Below are 18690 nucleotides of genomic sequence, written 5' to 3'. Positions count from 1 at the left end.
GTGATTCACCATTAGACAACCGGGTCGATGCCGGCTCGATGCAATCCGGAGCAGTTCAATGTCCGTGCTCGGGTACCTTATGTGCGTCACGTTTTTCGGCTGGCCGCTGGTCTTCCGGCTGTGCGTTCGTGTCGCCTTTGTCGTTGGGTCCTGCATTGGGTCCGGTTTCGTCCGACCCGGTCTGCATGGATTGCGTAGCTTCAGAGATTTCGTGCGGCTCCGCCAATTCGGCGAGCACGCTGGGCAAACCGGGACCGGCTTCGCCCTCGTCCGCCGCCGCGATTTCAGCGATGGCGGCGCGCAGCGCGTCGAGTCCCTGACCCGTGCGTGCGCTTAGGAAAACGCGCGAAATATTACCATACTCATCCCTTTCAACTGCCTCGCCGCGGGACGCGAGTTCGGGCACCGAATCGATCTTGTTGAAGACCAGAACCTGACGAATGGAGTCCGCGCCGATGCTGCGCAACACCTCGTTCACCTGATCGATCTGATCCAGCCGGACCGCGCTCGATGCATCCACGACATGCAGCAGCAGATCGGCGTGAATGGTTTCTTCCAGTGTGGCACGGAACGCGGCGACCAGTTGGTGCGGCAATTCGCGTATGAAGCCGACCGTGTCCGACACGACCACGTGCCCCGCTTCCTCGCCGAGATAGACGCGGCGGGAAGTGGTATCGAGCGTGGCGAAAAGCTGGTTGGCGGCGTACGCCAGCGCTTTGGTGAGCGCGTTGAACAGCGTGGACTTGCCCGCGTTCGTATAGCCAACGAGCGAGACCGACATGGTGCGATTGCGCTCGCGCTGACGCCGCTGCGTGCCGTGCTGACGACGCAGTTTTTCGAGCCGCGACTTGAGCATCTTGATCCGCTCGCCGATCAACCGGCGGTCGGTTTCGAGCTGCGTTTCACCCGGACCGCGCAGACCGATACCGCCCTTCTGACGTTCCAGGTGAGTCCATGCGCGAATCAGGCGCGTGGACAAATACTGAAGCTGAGCGAGTTCGACCTGCAACTTGCCTTCGTGGCTGCGAGCGCGCTGCGCAAAAATATCGAGAATGAGGCTGGTGCGATCCACCACGCGACGATTTAACGCAACCTCGAGGTTACGTTGCTGCGCGGGCGCGAGTGCGTGATTGAAGATGACGAGTTCGACGTCGGCCGCTTCGCACTGCAAACGCAGTTCTTCGACCTTGCCGCTGCCGATAAACATCTTGGCATCGGGACTTGAACGGCGGCCGGTAAGCGTGACAGCGGGATGGGCGCCCGCACTTTGCGCGAGCAGACTGAGTTCTTCGAGACTGGCTTCGAAATCGATCTTGCCGAAGTCGATGCCGACGAGCGCTGCGTTGATCAAATTGATGTTTTCGTTTTGAAGCGACCGGCGAGTCGCTGAATTTCACTATAGGTTTATTTGAGCGTGCCGGCCGCGACGAGGTTTAGGACGTTTCAGCGTCCGGGTGGAAGTTCACCGGACGGGCCGGCACGACCGTGGAAATGGCGTGCTTGTAGACCATCTGGGTGACCGTATTTCTGAGCAACACGACGTACTGGTCGAAAGATTCAATATTTCCTTGAAGCTTGATGCCGTTGACCAAGTAGATCGACACCGGCACATGCTCTTTACGCAGTGCGTTCAAAAACGGGTCTTGTAACAATTGCCCTTTGTTGCTCATAGCAAACTCCGTGTTTTTTTGCAGGTTGGAAGTATTGTTGGCGAAGAAAAAGAGATCCGCCGACAATCGCTACACTATAGCCGATTTTCGTTTTCGCACCAGCTTGGCCATTCGGCCAAAACCGGCGAAACGCTTGCTGCGCGCGGCTCTCAGTCCGCTGACGCTTTGCTGTCAGTCCTTATCGGCGTAAGGATTCTTGCTCGAACGAAACTCGATCCGCAATGGAGTCCCGGCCAGTCCGAACGTTTCTCTGAAGCGGCCTTCCAGATAACGCTTATACGTGTCCGTAATCGCGTCCAGCGCATTGCCGTGCACCACGATGATCGGTGGATTCGAGCCGCCCTGGTGCGCATAACGCAGCTTCGGACGCACCGGACCACGACGGCGCGGCTGCTGAAATTCGACCGCATCGATCAGGGCGCGCGTGAGCTTCGGCGTCGGCAGCTTGGCCATCGCGGCGGCGTACGCGTCATCGACCGATTTCATCAACGCGCCGATGCCGGTTTTTTCCAGCGCCGAGACGTAATGAAATTTAGCAAAGTCCAAAAACTTGAGCTTACGAGTGAGATCGGCCTTGGTGCGTTCGCGCACATGCGAATCCAGTCCGTCCCACTTGTTCACGCCAACCACCAGCGCGCGGCCCTGCTCCACCACGAAGCCGGCGATATGCGCGTCCTGATCCGAAATGTCCTGCTGGGCATCGAGTAACAGAATCACGACGTTGGCATCCGCGATCGACTGAAGTGTCTTCACGACCGAAAATTTTTCGATCGCTTCGAACACCTTGCCGCGACGGCGCAAGCCCGCTGTATCGATCAGGGTGTATTTGCGGCCTTGTCGCTCGAAATCAACATAGATGGAATCGCGCGTGGTGCCGGGCATGTCGAACGCGATCACACGCTCTTCGCCGATCAGCGTATTCACGAGCGTCGATTTGCCGACGTTCGGACGCCCGACGATCGCGATCTTCACGCCGTGCTTGGCCTTCTCTTCCTCGGTTTCTTCCGGCTGACCGGCATAGGCGATATCGAGCGCATCGTTGATCATCTCGGTCACGCCGTCGCCGTGCGCGGAGGAAATCGCGCGCGGATCGCCCAGTCCGAGTTCGTAGAAGTCCGATGCAACCGCCGAGTACTTCATGCCCTCGGCTTTATTCACGACGAGGAACAGCGGGCGGCCGGTCTTGCGCAGATAGTCCGCGATCGACTTGTCCTGCGGCGCGAGCCCGTTACGGCCATCGACGATGAATACGACGATGTCCGCTTCTTCCACGGCCTGACGCGTCTGCCGCGCCATTTCATGCAGGATGCCGTCTTTCGCAACCGGCTCGAAACCGCCCGTATCGACGACGAGATAGGGACGCTCGCCGCCGACGCGGCCTTCGCCGTAGTGGCGGTCGCGCGTGAGGCCCGGCAGGTCAGCGACGAGTGCATCGCGCGAGCGCGTCAGCCGGTTAAATAGAGTCGATTTCCCCACATTGGGGCGCCCGACGAGGGCAATTACGGGTTTCATCAGATGTTGTTCACGGTTGAACGCAAGGCTGGCGCGGGACGCGGGGTTCGTCCAAAGCCGCACGATGGCTGCGCTTGTCGAAAATTAGCATGGATTCGGCTTGCGGCACGCGCGGCGCGGTGGCCAAGCCTGTGGCGTTCGGTAGCCCGAGCGCCGGATTCGCTTTGTTGAGCCTCATCGCGACCCGACGAGGCGGCTTTCTTGCGCGGCGCGGGTCGTCTCTGCCTCGCGCGGCGCGCTTGTTGTTTCTCTGCCCTGCTTTTGCTCGCGGGTTCTGTGGAGTGCGCGCTGTTTTGATCGAACAGCGCGCCTCGTTCTTTCTCGTGCGGATCAGTCTCGCCGATCCTGCCGCATCGTCGAGTCAGACGGCGCGCGGGGTGCTGCTATCAGTTGTTCGGACGGAAGCCGTACAAATCGCCGTCCTTCGTTTGCACGACGAGCGTATTGCCCGCCAGCACCGGCGCGGCGGTGATGGCGCTGCCGTCCGTCGGCATGCGGCCGACCAGTTCGCCGTTGTCAGCCGACAGGAAGTGCACGAAACCTTTGTAGTCGCCGACCACGACCGCGCGGCCCAGAATGTACGGCACGCTGACGTCGCGGTTCTTCAGCTTGTCGTTCTTCCACAGCGGCGTGCCGTCGGTGGCGCGGAACGCGTTGACGACCGACCAGTCATCGCCGGTGGCGACGATCGTGTCGTCCTGCGCCAGACCGCTGTTGCTCGAATAGTTACGCTCCCAGTCCGGCTTGCCGCTGTTGGCATCGAAACAGCCGAGTTTGCCCTGGAAGGTCACCGCGCAAGTCTGGGCGCCGACGAGGCCCGGCGCGCCGGTCACGTCATTGATACGCTCGACTTCCGTCACGCCCTTCGGATACGACACCGGCGCTTGCCAGAAGGCATCGCCCGATTGCAGGTTGATGGCCGCGAATCCGCCGCCCGGGAAGCCGGCCAGCACCGCCTGATTGCCCGCGAACGTCATGCCCGCCGATACACGCAGATTCAACGGCACCGCGCGCAATTGGAAAATCCACTTCTGCTCGCCGGTCTGCGAATTGAACGCGATCACCTTGCCGTCGATGGTGCGCACGATCACCAGATCGTTGCCGACCAGCGGCGGCGAGACGATTTCGCCGGGTGCAGTGGCGGTCCACAGCAGCTTGCCGTCCGGACCGAGCACATCGACCTGGCCCTTCAAACCGCCGACCGCCGTGAGATTACCGTCACTGCCGACGCCCGCCGACAGATCGTCCTTGAGCTTGACGCGCCAGACATCCTGACCGGTCTTCGAATCGATCTTGGCGACCGAGCCGTTCGCGCCCGCCGCGTACACGAAGTCACCGACGGCGACCGGCGAGAACAGGTAGCGGCCGGCTTTGCCGACGCTTGCCTTCCACGCCTGATTGACGGTCAGCACCGGCTTGAAGTCCACGAGCGGTACCGGCACGCGACGTTCATCCTTGGTCGATGAGCAGGCGGCCAACAAGGCGGTCATCGCGCAGGCGAACGGCACGGCGTAGCGTTTCAGAAGTGTCATCGGTGGACGCAGCATTAGAAATTGAATTCGGTTGTTCGGCGGTCGCGCGTCTGCTCGATCGAAAGCGACGTCGCGACTGACTTACGGAGTTTTATGTTCGATGCGCAGCGCTTCAGCCGCCAAGCGCATCGAGCTTGAACTGGATCAGCTGGCGCGCGGAAGTGTCGTTCTGCGGGATCGTGTCGAGCGCGAGCTTGTAGGCGGCGCGCGCGTCGTCGCGCTTGCCTTGCGCTGCGAGCAGATCGCCACGGCGATCCGCGATCACGCCCTTGAACGAATCGAGCGGTTCATCGGCCAGCAGCTTCAGGCCCGCGTCGTAGTTCTTTTCGTCAAGCAGAACGAGTGCAAGCCGCAGCTTCGCGATCTGCTTGTACTCCGGATCTTTCGCGTGATCGATGGCCCATTGCAATTGCGTCTTCGCGCCGGCCGAATTGCCCGCCGTGTAAAACGCCTTCGCCGCCGTGAGCGCGGTCATCTGCGCGTAGGCCGTGCCGCTGAACTTGTCTTCCATGTCGGTGGCGACACGGCCGATCAGCGCCTGATCATTGCCATTGACGGCTTCCTGCAAGTGCTCATAAAGCACCGATGCTTCTGCCGCGTGACGGCGCTGCCAGAAATTCCAGCCGTTATACGCCGCGCCAATGACGAGCACGATAAGCACGATCCATGTCGTTGCATTACCCCATTTCGCCCACCAGGCTTTGACGCTTTCCAGTGATTCTTGTTCGTCGTGATAGCTCATCGTCCAGCTATTCCTTCCTGCTTCTCATTGCTTCGAATGCCGCGTGTTTGACCGCGTTGAATGACGCGAAAACGCCTGAAAATCAGGCATCCTCGTCGTCGGCGGATGCAACCATCGCATTGATTAGATATTCGGTCAAGTCTTCCGCCGGAACGTTGACTTGTTCGTTCTTCTGGCCGCCGTCGGTTTCATTTGCCGTACGACGCAACGACTTCACGCCGATGGTGCCCTGCGCGAGTTCGTTCTCGCCGAGCACGACCGCGAACGCGGCACCGCTAGCATCGGCCTTCTTCATCTGCGATTTGAAACTCGCCGATGCACCGTCCGGGCTGCAATGCAGAATGACATCGAGGCCCGTATCGCGCAGACGTTCTGCGACGATAAATGCCTGCTCAGCCGCCGCTTCGCCCTGATGCACGACATACACGTCCGTGCCTTCGGCTTCCGGCACGAGCTGCTCTTCCTTCAGCAGTTCGAGAATACGTTCGACACCCATCGCCCAGCCGCACGCGGCGGTCGGCTTGCCGCCGAGTTGCTCGATCAGCGGATCATAACGGCCGCCACCAGCCACCGTGCCCTGCGCGCCGAGCTTGTCGGTCACCCATTCGAACACGGTCAGATTGTAGTAATCGAGACCGCGAACCAGACGCGGATTGATGGTGAACGGAATGTTGTTGGCCTTCAAAAGACGCTGCACGCCTTCGAAGTGCCTGCGCGATTCATCGCCCAGAAAATCCACCAGCTTCGGCGCGTTTTGCGCGACTTCCTGCATGGCCGGATTCTTGGTGTCGAGCACGCGCAGCGGATTGGTGTACAGACGGCGCTTCGCTTCTTCATCGAGCACATCGACGTGCTTTTCGAGATACGCGATCAGTTCCTTGCGATGCGCCGCGCGCTCTTCCGCCTGACCGAGCGAATTCAGTTCGAGGCGAATGCCGGTCAAACCGAGGTCGTCCCACAGACGCTGACACATCATGATGATTTCGGCGTCGGTATCCGGACCCGCGAAGCCGAGCGCTTCCACGCCGACCTGATGGAACTGACGATACCGCCCACGCTGCGGACGCTCGTGACGGAACATCGGGCCGACGTACCACAGGCGCTTCGGGCCGTCGTACAGCAGATTGTGCTCGATGGTCGCGCGCACCACCGCCGCCGTGTTCTCCGGGCGCATGGTCAGATGCTCGCCGTTGAGCGCATCGGTGAAGCTGTACATTTCCTTTTCGACGATATCAGTCACTTCACCGATCCCGCGCGTGAACAACTGCGTATGCTCGACGATCGGCGTGCGGATGTTCTGATAGCCGTATGCGCGCAGCATCGACTTGACGGTGGATTCGAAGAAGTCCCACAACGCGGCATCCTGCGGGAGGATGTCGTTCATGCCCTTCACGCCACTCAGTTTTTCGAGCCGTTTCTTCTGTTCAGTCATCTGTCTTTGAATTTATGCAGCGGATGTTTCTTCGCGCTTTCCATACGTCCTTTCGACGTAATCGGACACGATCTGCTGGAACTCGACCGCGATATTCTCGCCGCGCAGCGTCTTCACCTTCACGCCGTCAATAAACACCGGCGCTGCGGGATTCTCGCCTGAACCCGGCAAGCTGATGCCGATATTCGCGTGCTTCGACTCGCCCGGTCCGTTGACGATGCAGCCCATGACGGCGACGTTCATCTTTTCGACGCCGGCGTATTTCTCGCGCCAGTCAGGCATCGAAGTGCGCAAATAGTTCTGAATTTGCGATGCGAGTTCCTGGAACAGCGTGCTGGTCGTGCGTCCGCAGCCCGGACACGCGATGACCATCGGCGTGAAGGAACGCAGGCCCATGGTCTGCAGAATTTCCTGACCGACGACCACTTCGCCCGTGCGTGCGCCGCCCGGTTCCGGCGTCAGCGAAATACGGATCGTGTCGCCGATGCCTTCCTGCAACAGCACCGACAACGCCGCCGTCGATGCAACGATACCCTTCGATCCCATGCCCGCTTCGGTCAACCCAAGATGCAGCGCGAAGCTGCAGCGCCTGGCCAACTCGCGATACACCGCAATCAGATCCTGCACGCCGCTGACCTTGCACGACAGAATGATCTTGTCGCGCCCGAGGCCAATATCCACCGCGCGTTCCGCCGAGCCGATCGCCGATTGAATCAGCGCTTCGTACATCACGCTTTGCAGTTCCCACGGCGTCGAACGCGCGGCGTTTTCGTCCATCATGCGCGCGAGCAGATCCTGATCGAGACTGCCCCAGTTCACGCCGATCCGCACCGGCTTGTCGTACTTGATGGCGGCTTCGATCATCTGCGCGAACTGCGTGTCGCGCTTTGCGCCCTGACCAACGTTGCCCGGATTGATCCGATACTTCGACAGCGCTTCCGCGCACGCCGGATAGTCACGCAACAGCAAATGGCCGTTGTAGTGGAAGTCGCCGACCAGCGGCACCGAGACGCCCAGGCGATCGAGTTGATCGCGAATATGCGGCACTTCCGCCGCCGCTTCCGGCGTGTTCACCGTGATACGCACCAGCTCCGAACCGGCCTGCGCGAGTTCCTTGATTTGAATCGCAGTGCCGATGGCGTCTGCCGTGTCGGTGTTGGTCATCGACTGGACGCGCACCGGCGAATCGCCACCGATGGTCACGAGCTGGCCGCCCCAGCGCACGTCGACCGCATGCGACACGCGGCGCGGCAACGGACCGCCGAAGACCGGCTCGGTCGAGCAAATCTTGCTGCTGATCAGGGATTGAGCTTCGGATTGCATCGAAAAACCCTTTGGCAACGTGTACGCCACTGACGGCGCGGTTGCAAATGTGGAACCTCAAACGGGCATCACGACATGGCTGCCGTGATGCCCCTGAATTTTCAGCGCGCGGAATTCCGCTGCTTTAAGGCAGAGTGAGACGCGCCACGTTACCGCGTGCGGAGGAATAACGCTTGGCATCGACCGGTTCGTCATCCACCGACAGCGACTCGACGCCCTTCACATTGCCGACGGTCACCTTGAACGGCGCCGTGCCTTCGACACGCTGCGTGCTGCCCGCATGCACGAGGCCGGAGAACACTTCCTTGTTGTCCTTGCCACGCACGCTGAACCAGCTATCCTCCTTCACCTTCAATTCGATTGCATTGCTGCCCGTGCCCGCGACCGCAGGTTCTGACGCCGATACTGCCGCCGCTGCCGCCGCTGCCGAAGCCGGCTTTGCAGCCGCCGCAGGCGCACTTGCCGGCGCTTGCACGACCGACGACGACGCCGGCAGCGCATTCGTGCCCAGCGGACGCGGCATAGGCTGTTCGTTCGGCGACGCCGCCACTTCCGGCAACGATGCAGCTTCGCCCGTATTCGCGGCTGCGGCTTCGTCAGGCGTCTGCACGCCGGATGCGGCGACCGTATCGCTCGTACTCGACGAGGCCGTAGTCGCCGCGCCCGTGCTGGCGCGCAGACGCGCGAGCCACGTGGACGAGTCGCCACCGGTGTGCCACATCACGACCGCGATCATCCCCACGATCACCGCGCCGATGCCCCACATCCACGAACGCTTGCGGCCTTGCGAACTGCCAAGCGGCACCGACACGCGCGTACGCGGCAAACCCACCGCCGCCGACGCCGGCACTTTCAGATTGTGCTCGATCGATGCGCCATCACGCCGAAACGCCGCCGTGAATGGCGCGGGATCGGCGCCGAGAATCTTCGCGTAACTGCGCACGATGCCCGCGGCAAACGTGCGGTCCGGCAACTGGCTGATATCGCCCGATTCGAGCGCAAGCAGCTTTTGCGGCGAGACCTTGAGGCGCGCCGAAACGTCGTCGATCGACCATGCCTTGGCTTGCCGAAGCTGCGCGAGACGCGCGCCGACAGCAGGAATGGAGTCCAGAGGCCCCGCCTGCGTCTCGTTCGATGCAGCCGCTCCGCCAGCCGTCCGGGCATCGCGCGGACTGCCCGACTTTTCGCCGGCATTTTCGCCGGTATGACTGCCGAAAGGCGCCGGGTGCTGCGGCTCACTCATCCCAATTTCCTCGCATCGATTCTTATATATAGCGCCAGTGCGCCGTGAGTTGCACAAAACCACGTGAACGATACAACTCTGGCGCGGCCGCAGACCGCTTTATAACAAAATGTTCGGCTTTACGTGCCGGAACACCGCGCTTTCTGCGCTTTTTGTCTAATTTTTTCTATTACTCGGGTAATGATTCGATACTGCGTCAGACAGGACGCACCTCGATCACCTTGCCCGCCGCACGGCCCATGCGCTCGGCAAGCTTCGTGCGATCCTTCACTTCACCCGCCAACTGGCCGCAGGCGGCGTCGATATCGTCGCCGCGCGTTTTGCGCACGGTCGTGACGATGCCCGCATCCATCAACACCTGCGCGAAACGCTTGATCTGCTCGTTCTTCGAGCGCGTCAGGCCGGATTCCGGGAACGGATTGAACGGGATGAGGTTGAACTTGCACGGCACATCGCGCGTGACCGCGAGCAGTTCGCGTGCGTGCTGCTCGGTGTCGTTGACGCCGTCGAGCATGCAGTATTCGAACGTGATGAAGTCACGCGGCGCTACCTTCAGATAGCGCTGGCAGGCCGCCATCAGTTCGCGCAACGGATACTTCTTGTTCAGCGGCACGAGCATGTCGCGCAGCGGATCGTTCGGAGCGTGCAGCGAGACGGCCAGCGCCACCGGCAATTCTGCGCCGAGCCGGTCCATCATCGGCACGACGCCGGAGGTGGACAGCGTCACGCGGCGGCGCGACAGGCCGTAGGCGTTATCGTCGAGCATCAGGCGCATGGCGGGAACGACCGCGTCGTAATTCAGCAGCGGTTCGCCCATGCCCATCATCACGACGTTCGTAACAACGCGCTCGCCCTTGCCCGGCCCACCAACCTCGCGCCCGAGCGACCGACGCAAGGCGAATTCCGCCATGCGCAACTGACCGATGATTTCACCGGTCGTGAGATTCCGTGAGAAGCCTTGCTTGCCAGTCGAACAGAACCGGCAGTTCACCGCACATCCCGCCTGCGACGACACGCACAGCGTGCCACGCGTTTCTTCGGGGATATACACGGTTTCGACCGCATTGCCGTTGCCCACATCGATCAGCCACTTGCGCGTGCCGTCGGTGGAAACGTGATCGCGGACGATATCGGGCATCGCCATATTGGCGCGGCCCTTGAGTTTTTCGCGCAGCGATTTCGCGAGATCCGTCATGCCGTCGAAGTCTTCCGCGCCATACTGGTGGATCCAGCGCTGCAACTGCTTGGCGCGAAACGGCTTTTCGCCCAGGCTGCCACAATACGCGGTGAGCCCGGCGGCGTCGAGATCGAGAAGATTGACGGTGGTGCTGCTCGTCATGTCGAGTTCTGCCATTTCAAAATTGCGAAGCCCGGACGGGTGTTCGAAACACATTCCGGGACCGTTCGCGCCAATTCCTGCTTATTTTTGAACCGCTATTCTTGCTCTTGAGGCGCGATGCCGTGACGGACGCCCGTCACAGCGACGAACATTCAAGGTTTAACGCGAGTACACGTTCACTTGCGGGAAGAAGAACGCAACTTCTTGCGCTGCCGTTTCCGGAGCGTCCGAGCCGTGCACAGCGTTCGCGTCGATGCTGTCAGCGAAGTCGGCGCGGATGGTGCCCTTGTCGGCCTTCTTCGGGTCCGTTGCGCCCATCAGGTCGCGGTTCTTCAGAATGGCGTTTTCGCCTTCCAGCACTTGAATCTGCACCGGGCCGGAGATCATGAATTCGACGAGGTCCTTGAAGAACGGACGTGCTGCGTGAACAGCGTAGAACTTCTCAGCGTCGGCGCGCGACAGATGGACCATGCGCGAAGCGATGATCTTAAGGCCTGCGCCTTCGAAACGGCTGTAGATCTGGCCGATAACGTTCTTTGCCACTGCGTCCGGCTTGATAATCGACAGGGTGCGCTCGATCGCCATGAAAAACTCCAAAAAATGAATAAGTTACGGATTAAAACGAATCGACAATTGTAGCACGAAGCAAGGTATGATTGCGATTGAAACCTTACGGCACCGTAAGGATCAAAGCATCAACAGGCTGAGTTCAGTTAGTCTCGGAAAAAGCTTCCAGAACCATTGAATTCGGCGTGCGCGGGGGCCATATTGGTGCGAAAGGCGACTTTGCAACGCTTTATCACGCAAGCCGCCGGATGCGCCCTAATAATGGCTTAAGTCGCGCACCTTATCATTCGTGTATGACGGATGTCGCTTCAGAACCGACAGACAATTGGAGCAAGGAGAAACCATGAACGAATCACCCTACAGCTTTGGCCGCAACGGCAGCGTCACCTCGGTGGAAACGCGCAACCGCGTGCTGCGCAACACCTATTGGCTGCTCGCGCTCTCGATGGTGCCGACGGTGCTCGGCGCGTGGGTCGGCGTGGCAACCGGCTTCTCGCTGTTCGCGGCGACCAGCCCGACGATGAGTTTCATCGCCTTCCTGGCGATTGCGTTCGGTTTTATGTTCGCGATCGAAAAGACCAAGAACAGCAGCGTCGGCGTGCTGGTCCTGCTCGGCTTCACGTTCTTCATGGGCCTAATGCTCTCGCGTCTGCTGAGCTTCATCCTGGGCTTTTCGAACGGACCGCAGCTCATCATGATGGCGTTCGGCGGCACGGGCGTGATCTTCGCGGTCATGGCGACCATCGCCACGGTTAGCAAGCGTGACTTCTCGGGCCTCGGCAAGTTTCTGTTCATGGGCGTGATCGTCATTCTGCTGGCGGCGTTCGCGAACATCTTCCTGCAACTGCCCGCACTGATGCTGACCATCTCGGTGCTCGCCATCGTGATCTTCTCGGCGTATATGTTGTTCGACGTGCAGCGCGTGGTGAACGGCGGCGAGACGAACTACATCAGCGCGACGCTGGCGATCTACCTCGATCTGTATAACGTGTTCACGAATTTGCTGGCACTGCTCGGCATTTTCGGCGGCAACCGCAACTGATCCGGGTTTCGCTCGCAGCAATAAAAAAACCGGCCTTTATCGGCCGGTTTTTTTTCGCCTTGCTGAAGCTCAATCGCGCTCGAACAAGGCAATCGATTCGACGTGCGATGTATGCGGGAACATGTTCACTACACCTGCCCCCTTCATCCGATACCCCGCCTCATGCACCAGCAGTCCCGCATCGCGCGCGAGCGTAGCCGGATTGCACGATACGTAAACGATACGCTTCGGCAGCATCGCTTCGTCGCCGGCTTGCGCGAGATCCGCGAGCGCCTTCGATACGGCCAGCGCCCCTTCGCGCGGCGGATCGATCAAAAATTTATCGAACGCGCCGAGTGCGCGCATATCGTCGGCGGTGACTTCGAACAGATTTCGGCATGCGAACGACGTGTGTCCATCGACACCGTTCTTCTGCGCATTTTCGAGCGCACGCGTCGTCAACGCCTCGCTGCCTTCGATCCCCACGACCTCACGCGACAAGCGCGCCAGCGGCAGCGTGAAATTGCCTATACCGCAGAACAAATCCAGCACGCGATCATTCGATTCCGGCGCGAGCAGCGACAACGCGCGAGCCACCAGCACGCGGTTGATCGCGTGATTCACCTGCGTGAAATCCGTCGGCTTGAACGGCATGCGGATATCGAATTCCGGCAGCGTGTACGCCAGTTCCTGATCGAGCGGATAGAACTGGTACACCGTGTCCGGACCTTTCGGCTGAAGCCAGAACTGCACCTTGTGCTGATCGGCGAAGCTGCGGATCAGCGCCTCGTCGGCTTCGGTCAGCGGCTCGAGAATGCGCAGCACCAGCGCCGTTACATCCGTTCCCACCGCGAGTTCGATCTGCGGCATGCGATCGCGAATCGACAGACCCGCGACCAGTTCGCGCAGCGGAACGAGCATCGCGGAAACGTGCGGCGGGAGCACTTCGCAACTGGTCATATCCGCGACGTAACTGCTTTTGCGCTCGTGGAAGCCGACCAGCACGCCGCCCTTCTTTTCCACGTGCCGCACCGTCAGCCGCGCGCGATAGCGATATCCCCACGACGGACCGTGAATCGGACGGAACATGGTTTCGGCACGCAGCTTGGACAAATGCTGGAGATTGTCTTCGAGCACGCGCTGCTTGACGGCGATTTGCGCGCGCACGTCGAGATGCTGCATCGAACAGCCGCCGCAGATGCCGAAAAACTGGCACTTCGGTTTCGCGCGGATTACGGCCTCGCGCAGCACCTTGACGACCTGCGCCTGCTCGAAACTTGGCTTCTTGCGATAGCTGGAATAGCTCACGCGCTCGCCCGGCAACGCGCCTTCGACGAAGATCACCTTGCCCGGCTCGCCGTCTTCGTTGACAGTGCGGCCGACGCCGCGCGCTTCCATATCGAGCGATTCGATTTCGAGTTCCGGCGCAACGAAATTCGGGTCGGGCGTGACGGTTTTGGCCGGCGCGGCGCGGCGGCGATGGACGAGTTTTCGAGAGGCTTCAGACACCTGCGTACTTCCTGTACTTTTTAAAGATGAGCGTGGGGCGAAGGCGAGATTGTAGACGAACGTCACGCGCTCACTTGCCGAACGCCGCCAGATATTCCTGCCAGTGCGGCGAGGCTTCCTGCGCCAGGGCGTTCTTGACGAAGTTGATTTCGTCCTCGTATTCGTCCGGCGTGAAACCGCCGCGCATCATCTGGAACCGGCAATACATCAGATACGTATTGACGACGTCGGTCTCGCAATAGTTGCGGATTTCTTCGAGTTGCCCGTCGCAGTAAGCGTCCCACACCTTGCCGCCATCCATGCCGAGCTTGCCGGGAAAACCACAAAGTTTCGCGAGCGCATCGAGCGGCGCATTGGCGCGCGCCTGATACATCGCGAGCACGTCCATCAGATCGATATGCCGCATGTGATAACGGCTGATGTAATTGTTGTATTTGAAATCGCGATCGTCCTGGCCGAGGTCCCAGTATCGCGGCGCGGCAATCGCGTTCACCAGCGCCCGGTAATGGAGCACGGGCAGATCGAATCCGCCGCCATTCCACGACACCAGCTGCGGCGTGTACTTTTCGATCACGCGATAAAACGACTGGATCAGCGCCGCCTCGCCATCGCCTGGCGCGCCGAGGGAGCGCACGCGAAAGCCGGTGTTATCGCGGAACACGCAGGAGATCGCCGCGACGCGTTGCAGATGATGCGGCAGAAAATCATTGCCGACGCGCTCACGACGCGCTTCGAACGCGTGTTCAGCGACTTCGCGATCGGAGAGATCGTCGGGCAAATCTTCGAGACGGCGAATACCGTCGACATCGGGAATGGTCTCGATATCGAATACGAGAATGGGTGTCATGGAATGCGGATGCGCGACGCCCTCGCGAGCGCCGTTTTTACTAAACGAGAGTCAAAGCACGGCGTCCTTGCGAACGCCATTGGAGGCGAAAAAGCGCTTGAGCCGTACCAGCGCTTCCTGCTGAATCTGGCGCACACGCTCGCGCGTGAGGCCCATTTCATCGGCAAGTTCTTCGAGCGTGGCGGGTTCGATATGGTTCAGCCCGAAGCGCCGTTCGATTACATGCCGATGCTTATCCGATAAACGCGACAGCCACAGCCGCGTCAGCGATTCCAGTTCGCGATGCTGCACTTCCGCGTCCGGCGACTGGCTTTGGTCGTCCGACAACAAGTCGAGCAGGCTGCTGCCCGGATCGAGATCGAGCGGCGCGTCGAGTGAAGCCGTGTGTTCGTTGAGCGCGAGGATATCGGTGACTTCCTCGGGCGTCTTGCCGGTGAGATAAGCGATATCGTCGATGCTCGCATCGCGCCGCTCGGGCGCGACGGCATCGTTCGAATTGGCGGAATTTTTTTCCAGATGGCGCTTGGCGCGCAACACCTGATTCAGTTCGCGGATCACGTGCACTGGCAGTCGCACCGTGCGCGCCTGATTCATGATCGCGCGCTCGATGCTTTGCCGAATCCACCAGGTGGCGTAAGTCGAGAAACGGAAGCCGCGCGTCGGATCGAATTTTTCGATGGCGTGCATCAGACCGAGATTGCCTTCCTCGATCAGATCGAGCAGCGGCACACCGCGATTCAGATAACCCTTGGCAATGCTGACGACGAGTCGCAGATTGCGCTCGATCATCACCTGCCGCGCTTCGAACTCGCCCGCCTTGGCCAGACGCGAATAACGCTGCTCTTCCTCAACGGTGAGCAGCGGTTTTACGCTGATTCGATTCAAATAATGCTGAATGGTGTCGGCAGTGAGCTCAGCCTGCAACATTGAGCGGAAATCATCCGCATCCGGGGGGGAATCGTTTGCGGTCTCGCTCGATTCTTCGCCGCTTTTGCCGCGACTATTACCTTCTTCGTCGGAATCGACATCGACATCGATATTTTCCGCGTCTTCATCGCGGGTCGAAGCGCCCTCTTCCGCCGACACTTGCAAAGGTCGGCTGATCGTCTCAGTCTCGGCTTGCGGCAGGCGGCGCTTCGTTTTCGGCATGATGGCTCGCTTTATTGCGGCGGCAAATACTTCAGTGGGTCAACAGGTTTTCCCTGCCGGCGAACTTCGAAATGCAACATCACACGGTCTGAATCGCTGTTGCCCATCTCAGCGATTTTCTGCCCCTTGGTCACCGCGTCTCCCTCTTTTACCATCAAAGCGCGGTTATGTGCGTACGCCGTGAGAAAAGTTGCGTCGTGCTTGATGATAATGAGATTGCCATAGCCGCGCAGCCCGTTTCCGGAGTAAACCACGCGTCCATCCGCCGACGCAATGACTGCATCTCCCGCCGCGCCGCCAATGTTCAAACCCTTGTTCTTGTTGTCGTCGAACGTGCCGAGAATCGGACCGCGCGCCGGCCAGATAAACGCCGGCTGAGCCGCCGCGCCGTTATCCGCGCCGGGCGTCGCCGGCAGGTTCGGCGCTGCACCCGCTCCGCCCAGTGCCGCACCCGCCGCTGCCGCACCAGGCGCGGCGCCCATGCCCGAATTCGGACCGTAGTACGGCGGCTGACCCGTTGCGCCCGTCGTCACGCCCGGTTGCGCATAGCCGTTGTTCGCGCCGTTCAGCGGCTGCGCCTGCACGCCGCCACCGACGATCGGCGCCGTAGCCACACCCGGCGTGGTCGCGGCGACATTCGCGCCCGGCGGCACCACGCGCATCAGCTGGCCGACTTCGATCGCGTTCGGATTGGTCAGGTTGTTCCACGCGGCGATATCGTGATAATTCTGACCGTTTTCCAGTGCGATCCGATATAGGGTGTCGCCCGGTTTCACGCGGACATAACCCGGCGGCGGCGGGCCGTTATCGGGCGTCTGGGTGGCGGTCGTGCTGATCGGCGCGCCCGTCTTGTCGACGACCGGCGCCATGTCCATGCGCGTGGAACAGGCTGCCAGGGCAGTCAGCGCAAGCACGCACACGCCGCGTTGCGCAGCCGTCAGGCGGTCGGTCAGGCGCGCGTCGGCACGGCTCTCCTGGAAAGCACGCAAGATACTCATCGGTGTCAAATCACTCCGGATTTCAAAGGTACAAAGAATACGCGATCCAACTGCTCTTCCCGCCACTGCGATGCCGATACGCGTGTAACAAGCGTGAGCACCTGCGACTGCGCGGTCTGCGAACCGACCGGCGCGACAAGCTTTCCGCCCACCGCCAGTTGATCCAGCAAGTCCTGCGGCACGTCGAGGCCCGCGCACGCGATCACGATGGCATCGAATGGCGCGGCGGCGGGCAGACCGAGCCGCCCGTCGCCGTAATGCAGCCGGATATTCGGCACGCGCAGCGGCCGAAGATTGAGCTTGGCGCGTTCGGACAACGGCCGAACGCGCTCGATGGAATACACCTCACCCGCCACCTGCGACAGCACCGCCGCCTGATAGCCGCAGCCCGTGCCGATTTCCAGCACCTTGTCGAGCTTGCGGCCGGCCGCGACCAGTTCGATCATGCGCGCCACCACCGACGGCTTCGAGATGGTCTGGTGATGACCGATCGGCAACGCGGCATCTTCGTACGCCTGCGCGGCCAGACCCGGATCGACGAACATATGGCGCGGCACCACCGACATGGCGTTCAGCACGCGCGGGTCGGTGACGCCGTTGGTGCGCAGCCGTTCGACCATGCGCTCGCGGACCCGTTCCGAGGTCAGCGTCTGATTGGTATTGAGCGCGACGTTCGGTGCGCCTTTCTTCGTTGCAACGCTGGCCGCGTTCAAATCGCGTTCGGGTGCGCGCGGCGCGGTGCGCAACGCGTTCGGTCGCGGATGCGGCGTATGCGCCGCGTTCGCAGTCCGCGCCGCCGTGCCCGGAACCGGTTTCGCAGGCACAGTCGCCGGCTTGGCGACGACTTTCGACGCAGTTCCTGTCACAACCGTCGACGCCGCGCCTTTGCCGCGCGAAGCATCCGCGCGACTGCCCGGCTTGCGTGGCTCGCGCACGAGATCGGCGAGCGCCAGCGGGAAGCGCTTGGCGCGCTCGTCGGTCATGAGCGGCGGCTCCCGGCGTTCGCCCATTCGCGGGTTTCGGCCATCAGCGCGTTATGTGTGAGATCGAGTTGCAGCGGTGTAATCGAGACGAAGCCGTTCGCCACCGCGTGGAAGTCGGTGCCTTCGCTGGCGTCGAGCGCATCGCCGGACGGACCGATCCAGTAGATCGGGTTGCCGCGCGGATCGCTCTGGCGAATCACCGGCTGCGACGGATGGCGCTTGCCCAGCCGCGTGACTTTCCATTCGCGCAACTGGTCGTAAGGCAGGCTCGGAATGTTCACGTTGAGCAACGGATGGCCGGGCATCGGATGATCGAGAAAATGCGCGACGATTTCCGCGGCGACGCGAGCGGCATCGTCGAGATAAAGCCAGTCGCGCCCGACCAGCGAAAACGCGATAGCCGGAATGCCGAACATAAAGCCTTCCGTGGCGGCGGCGACCGTGCCGGAATACAGCGTGTCTTCGCCGACGTTCTGCCCGTTGTTGATGCCCGACACGACGATGTCCGGCTTGTGCTCCAGCATGCCCGTCAGCGCGATATGCACCGAGTCGGTGGGCGTGCCGTTGACGAAATTGAAACCGTTGGCCGCCTGATGAATGTTCAGAGGCCGCGACAGCGTGAGCGAGTTGGACGAGCCGCTGCAGTTCTGCTCGGGCGCCATCACCGTCACTTCGCCGATCGGCTGCAAGGCGTCGTGCAGCACATTGATGCCGCGCGCCAGATAGCCGTCGTCATTGCTGAGTAGGATTCGCATCCGGCGATTGTAACCGAGGAAACATGGCACGCGAACGACTGCAAGGCTCGCTACACTGAGGCCAGTCC

General features: G+C 61.1%; 17 protein-coding genes. 1 reads left to right on the top strand and 16 read right to left on the bottom strand.

Going from position 1 to position 18690, the window contains the following annotated elements:
- Nucleotides 1–55: 55 nt before the first annotated feature.
- From hflX to ndk, 10 genes are all read right to left on the bottom strand, one after another.
- Nucleotides 56–1351 (bottom strand): GTPase HflX, encoded by a 1296-nt coding sequence (hflX, locus tag P7F28_RS27280; protein ID WP_277187961.1) that lies wholly within the window; start codon nucleotides 1349–1351, stop codon nucleotides 56–58.
- Nucleotides 1352–1433: 82 nt separating this feature from the next.
- Nucleotides 1434–1670, bottom strand: coding sequence for an RNA chaperone Hfq (gene hfq / locus P7F28_RS27275; RefSeq protein ID WP_035930711.1), 237 nt, complete (start codon nucleotides 1668–1670; stop codon nucleotides 1434–1436).
- A 171-nt stretch (nucleotides 1671–1841) separates the two neighbouring features.
- On the bottom strand, nucleotides 1842–3182 hold the full coding sequence (gene der, locus P7F28_RS27270; protein ID WP_277187960.1) for a ribosome biogenesis GTPase Der: 1341 nt from the start codon (nucleotides 3180–3182) through the stop codon (nucleotides 1842–1844).
- Between the two features lie 386 nt (nucleotides 3183–3568).
- The gene (gene bamB, locus P7F28_RS27265) at nucleotides 3569–4714 is read right to left on the bottom strand and encodes an outer membrane protein assembly factor BamB (protein WP_277187959.1); all 1146 of its coding nucleotides are present in this window, start codon (nucleotides 4712–4714) and stop codon (nucleotides 3569–3571) included.
- A 112-nt stretch (nucleotides 4715–4826) separates the two neighbouring features.
- A complete protein-coding gene (locus tag P7F28_RS27260) occupies nucleotides 4827–5456 on the bottom strand; it encodes a tetratricopeptide repeat protein (RefSeq protein WP_277187958.1) in 630 nt (209 codons plus the stop codon).
- A gap of 82 nt (nucleotides 5457–5538) precedes the next feature.
- Entirely contained in the window at nucleotides 5539–6888 is a 1350-nt protein-coding gene (hisS, locus tag P7F28_RS27255) for a histidine--tRNA ligase (RefSeq protein ID WP_277187957.1), read from the bottom strand.
- 12 nt (nucleotides 6889–6900) lie between these two features.
- Nucleotides 6901–8211, bottom strand: coding sequence for a flavodoxin-dependent (E)-4-hydroxy-3-methylbut-2-enyl-diphosphate synthase (gene ispG / locus P7F28_RS27250; protein WP_277187956.1), 1311 nt, complete (start codon nucleotides 8209–8211; stop codon nucleotides 6901–6903).
- Nucleotides 8212–8335: 124 nt separating this feature from the next.
- Nucleotides 8336–9454, bottom strand: coding sequence for a helix-turn-helix domain-containing protein (locus tag P7F28_RS27245; RefSeq protein ID WP_277187955.1), 1119 nt, complete (start codon nucleotides 9452–9454; stop codon nucleotides 8336–8338).
- A gap of 196 nt (nucleotides 9455–9650) precedes the next feature.
- Nucleotides 9651–10793, bottom strand: a complete 1143-nt coding sequence (gene rlmN / locus P7F28_RS27240; protein ID WP_277188007.1) for a 23S rRNA (adenine(2503)-C(2))-methyltransferase RlmN — start codon at nucleotides 10791–10793, stop codon at nucleotides 9651–9653.
- Between the two features lie 159 nt (nucleotides 10794–10952).
- The gene (ndk, locus tag P7F28_RS27235) at nucleotides 10953–11378 is read right to left on the bottom strand and encodes a nucleoside-diphosphate kinase (protein ID WP_277187954.1); all 426 of its coding nucleotides are present in this window, start codon (nucleotides 11376–11378) and stop codon (nucleotides 10953–10955) included.
- Nucleotides 11379–11703: 325 nt separating this feature from the next.
- Here ndk and P7F28_RS27230 point away from each other — a divergent pair, with 325 nt between their 5' ends.
- Entirely contained in the window at nucleotides 11704–12402 is a 699-nt protein-coding gene (locus P7F28_RS27230) for a Bax inhibitor-1/YccA family protein (protein ID WP_277187953.1), read from the top strand.
- A gap of 69 nt (nucleotides 12403–12471) precedes the next feature.
- On the opposite strand, the gene rlmD is transcribed toward P7F28_RS27230, so the two are convergent.
- The 6 genes from rlmD to surE all read right to left on the bottom strand — a co-directional run bounded on the left by rlmD (nucleotide 12472) and on the right by surE (nucleotide 18622).
- A complete protein-coding gene (gene rlmD / locus P7F28_RS27225; RefSeq protein ID WP_277187952.1) occupies nucleotides 12472–13890 on the bottom strand; it encodes a 23S rRNA (uracil(1939)-C(5))-methyltransferase RlmD in 1419 nt (472 codons plus the stop codon).
- 70 nt (nucleotides 13891–13960) lie between these two features.
- Nucleotides 13961–14737, bottom strand: a complete 777-nt coding sequence (locus P7F28_RS27220) for a 3'-5' exonuclease (RefSeq protein WP_277187951.1) — start codon at nucleotides 14735–14737, stop codon at nucleotides 13961–13963.
- A gap of 51 nt (nucleotides 14738–14788) precedes the next feature.
- Nucleotides 14789–15886: an RNA polymerase sigma factor RpoS gene (rpoS, locus tag P7F28_RS27215; protein WP_277187950.1), complete on the bottom strand. Its 1098-nt coding sequence runs from the start codon at nucleotides 15884–15886 to the stop codon at nucleotides 14789–14791.
- Between the two features lie 11 nt (nucleotides 15887–15897).
- Complete coding sequence (locus P7F28_RS27210; protein ID WP_277187949.1) at nucleotides 15898–16884, bottom strand: peptidoglycan DD-metalloendopeptidase family protein; 987 nt, start codon at nucleotides 16882–16884, stop codon at nucleotides 15898–15900.
- A gap of 5 nt (nucleotides 16885–16889) precedes the next feature.
- Entirely contained in the window at nucleotides 16890–17867 is a 978-nt protein-coding gene (locus P7F28_RS27205) for a protein-L-isoaspartate(D-aspartate) O-methyltransferase (RefSeq protein ID WP_277187948.1), read from the bottom strand.
- Nucleotides 17864–18622: a 5'/3'-nucleotidase SurE gene (surE, locus tag P7F28_RS27200; protein WP_277187947.1), complete on the bottom strand. Its 759-nt coding sequence runs from the start codon at nucleotides 18620–18622 to the stop codon at nucleotides 17864–17866. The genes P7F28_RS27205 and surE overlap by 4 nt, the downstream gene beginning before the upstream one ends.
- Between the last annotated feature and the right edge of the window lie 68 nt (nucleotides 18623–18690).

The sequence above is a fragment of the Caballeronia sp. BR00000012568055 genome (assembly GCF_029439455.1).
GTDB lineage: Bacteria > Pseudomonadota > Gammaproteobacteria > Burkholderiales > Burkholderiaceae > Caballeronia.
This window is presented reverse-complemented; position numbering and strand designations above follow the sequence as displayed.

Bases quoted from the DNA above. Each gene is read 5' to 3' on its own strand.
- P7F28_RS27205 (WP_277187948.1), bottom strand. From the start codon at position 17,867: ATGACCGACGAGCGCGCCAAGCGCTTCCCGCTGGCGCTCGCCGATCTC.
- P7F28_RS27230 (WP_277187953.1), top strand. From the start codon at position 11,704: ATGAACGAATCACCCTACAGCTTTGGCCGCAACGGCAGCGTCACCTCG.
- ispG (WP_277187956.1), bottom strand. From the start codon at position 8,211: ATGCAATCCGAAGCTCAATCCCTGATCAGCAGCAAGATTTGCTCGACC.
- hisS (WP_277187957.1), bottom strand. From the start codon at position 6,888: ATGACTGAACAGAAGAAACGGCTCGAAAAACTGAGTGGCGTGAAGGGC.
- P7F28_RS27220 (WP_277187951.1), bottom strand. From the start codon at position 14,737: ATGACACCCATTCTCGTATTCGATATCGAGACCATTCCCGATGTCGAC.
- rpoS (WP_277187950.1), bottom strand. From the start codon at position 15,886: ATGCCGAAAACGAAGCGCCGCCTGCCGCAAGCCGAGACTGAGACGATC.
- der (WP_277187960.1), bottom strand. From the start codon at position 3,182: ATGAAACCCGTAATTGCCCTCGTCGGGCGCCCCAATGTGGGGAAATCG.
- surE (WP_277187947.1), bottom strand. From the start codon at position 18,622: ATGCGAATCCTACTCAGCAATGACGACGGCTATCTGGCGCGCGGCATC.
- P7F28_RS27210 (WP_277187949.1), bottom strand. From the start codon at position 16,884: ATGAGTATCTTGCGTGCTTTCCAGGAGAGCCGTGCCGACGCGCGCCTG.
- bamB (WP_277187959.1), bottom strand. From the start codon at position 4,714: ATGACACTTCTGAAACGCTACGCCGTGCCGTTCGCCTGCGCGATGACC.
- ndk (WP_277187954.1), bottom strand. From the start codon at position 11,378: ATGGCGATCGAGCGCACCCTGTCGATTATCAAGCCGGACGCAGTGGCA.
- P7F28_RS27245 (WP_277187955.1), bottom strand. From the start codon at position 9,454: ATGAGTGAGCCGCAGCACCCGGCGCCTTTCGGCAGTCATACCGGCGAA.
- rlmN (WP_277188007.1), bottom strand. From the start codon at position 10,793: ATGACGAGCAGCACCACCGTCAATCTTCTCGATCTCGACGCCGCCGGG.
- hfq (WP_035930711.1), bottom strand. From the start codon at position 1,670: ATGAGCAACAAAGGGCAATTGTTACAAGACCCGTTTTTGAACGCACTG.
- P7F28_RS27260 (WP_277187958.1), bottom strand. From the start codon at position 5,456: ATGAGCTATCACGACGAACAAGAATCACTGGAAAGCGTCAAAGCCTGG.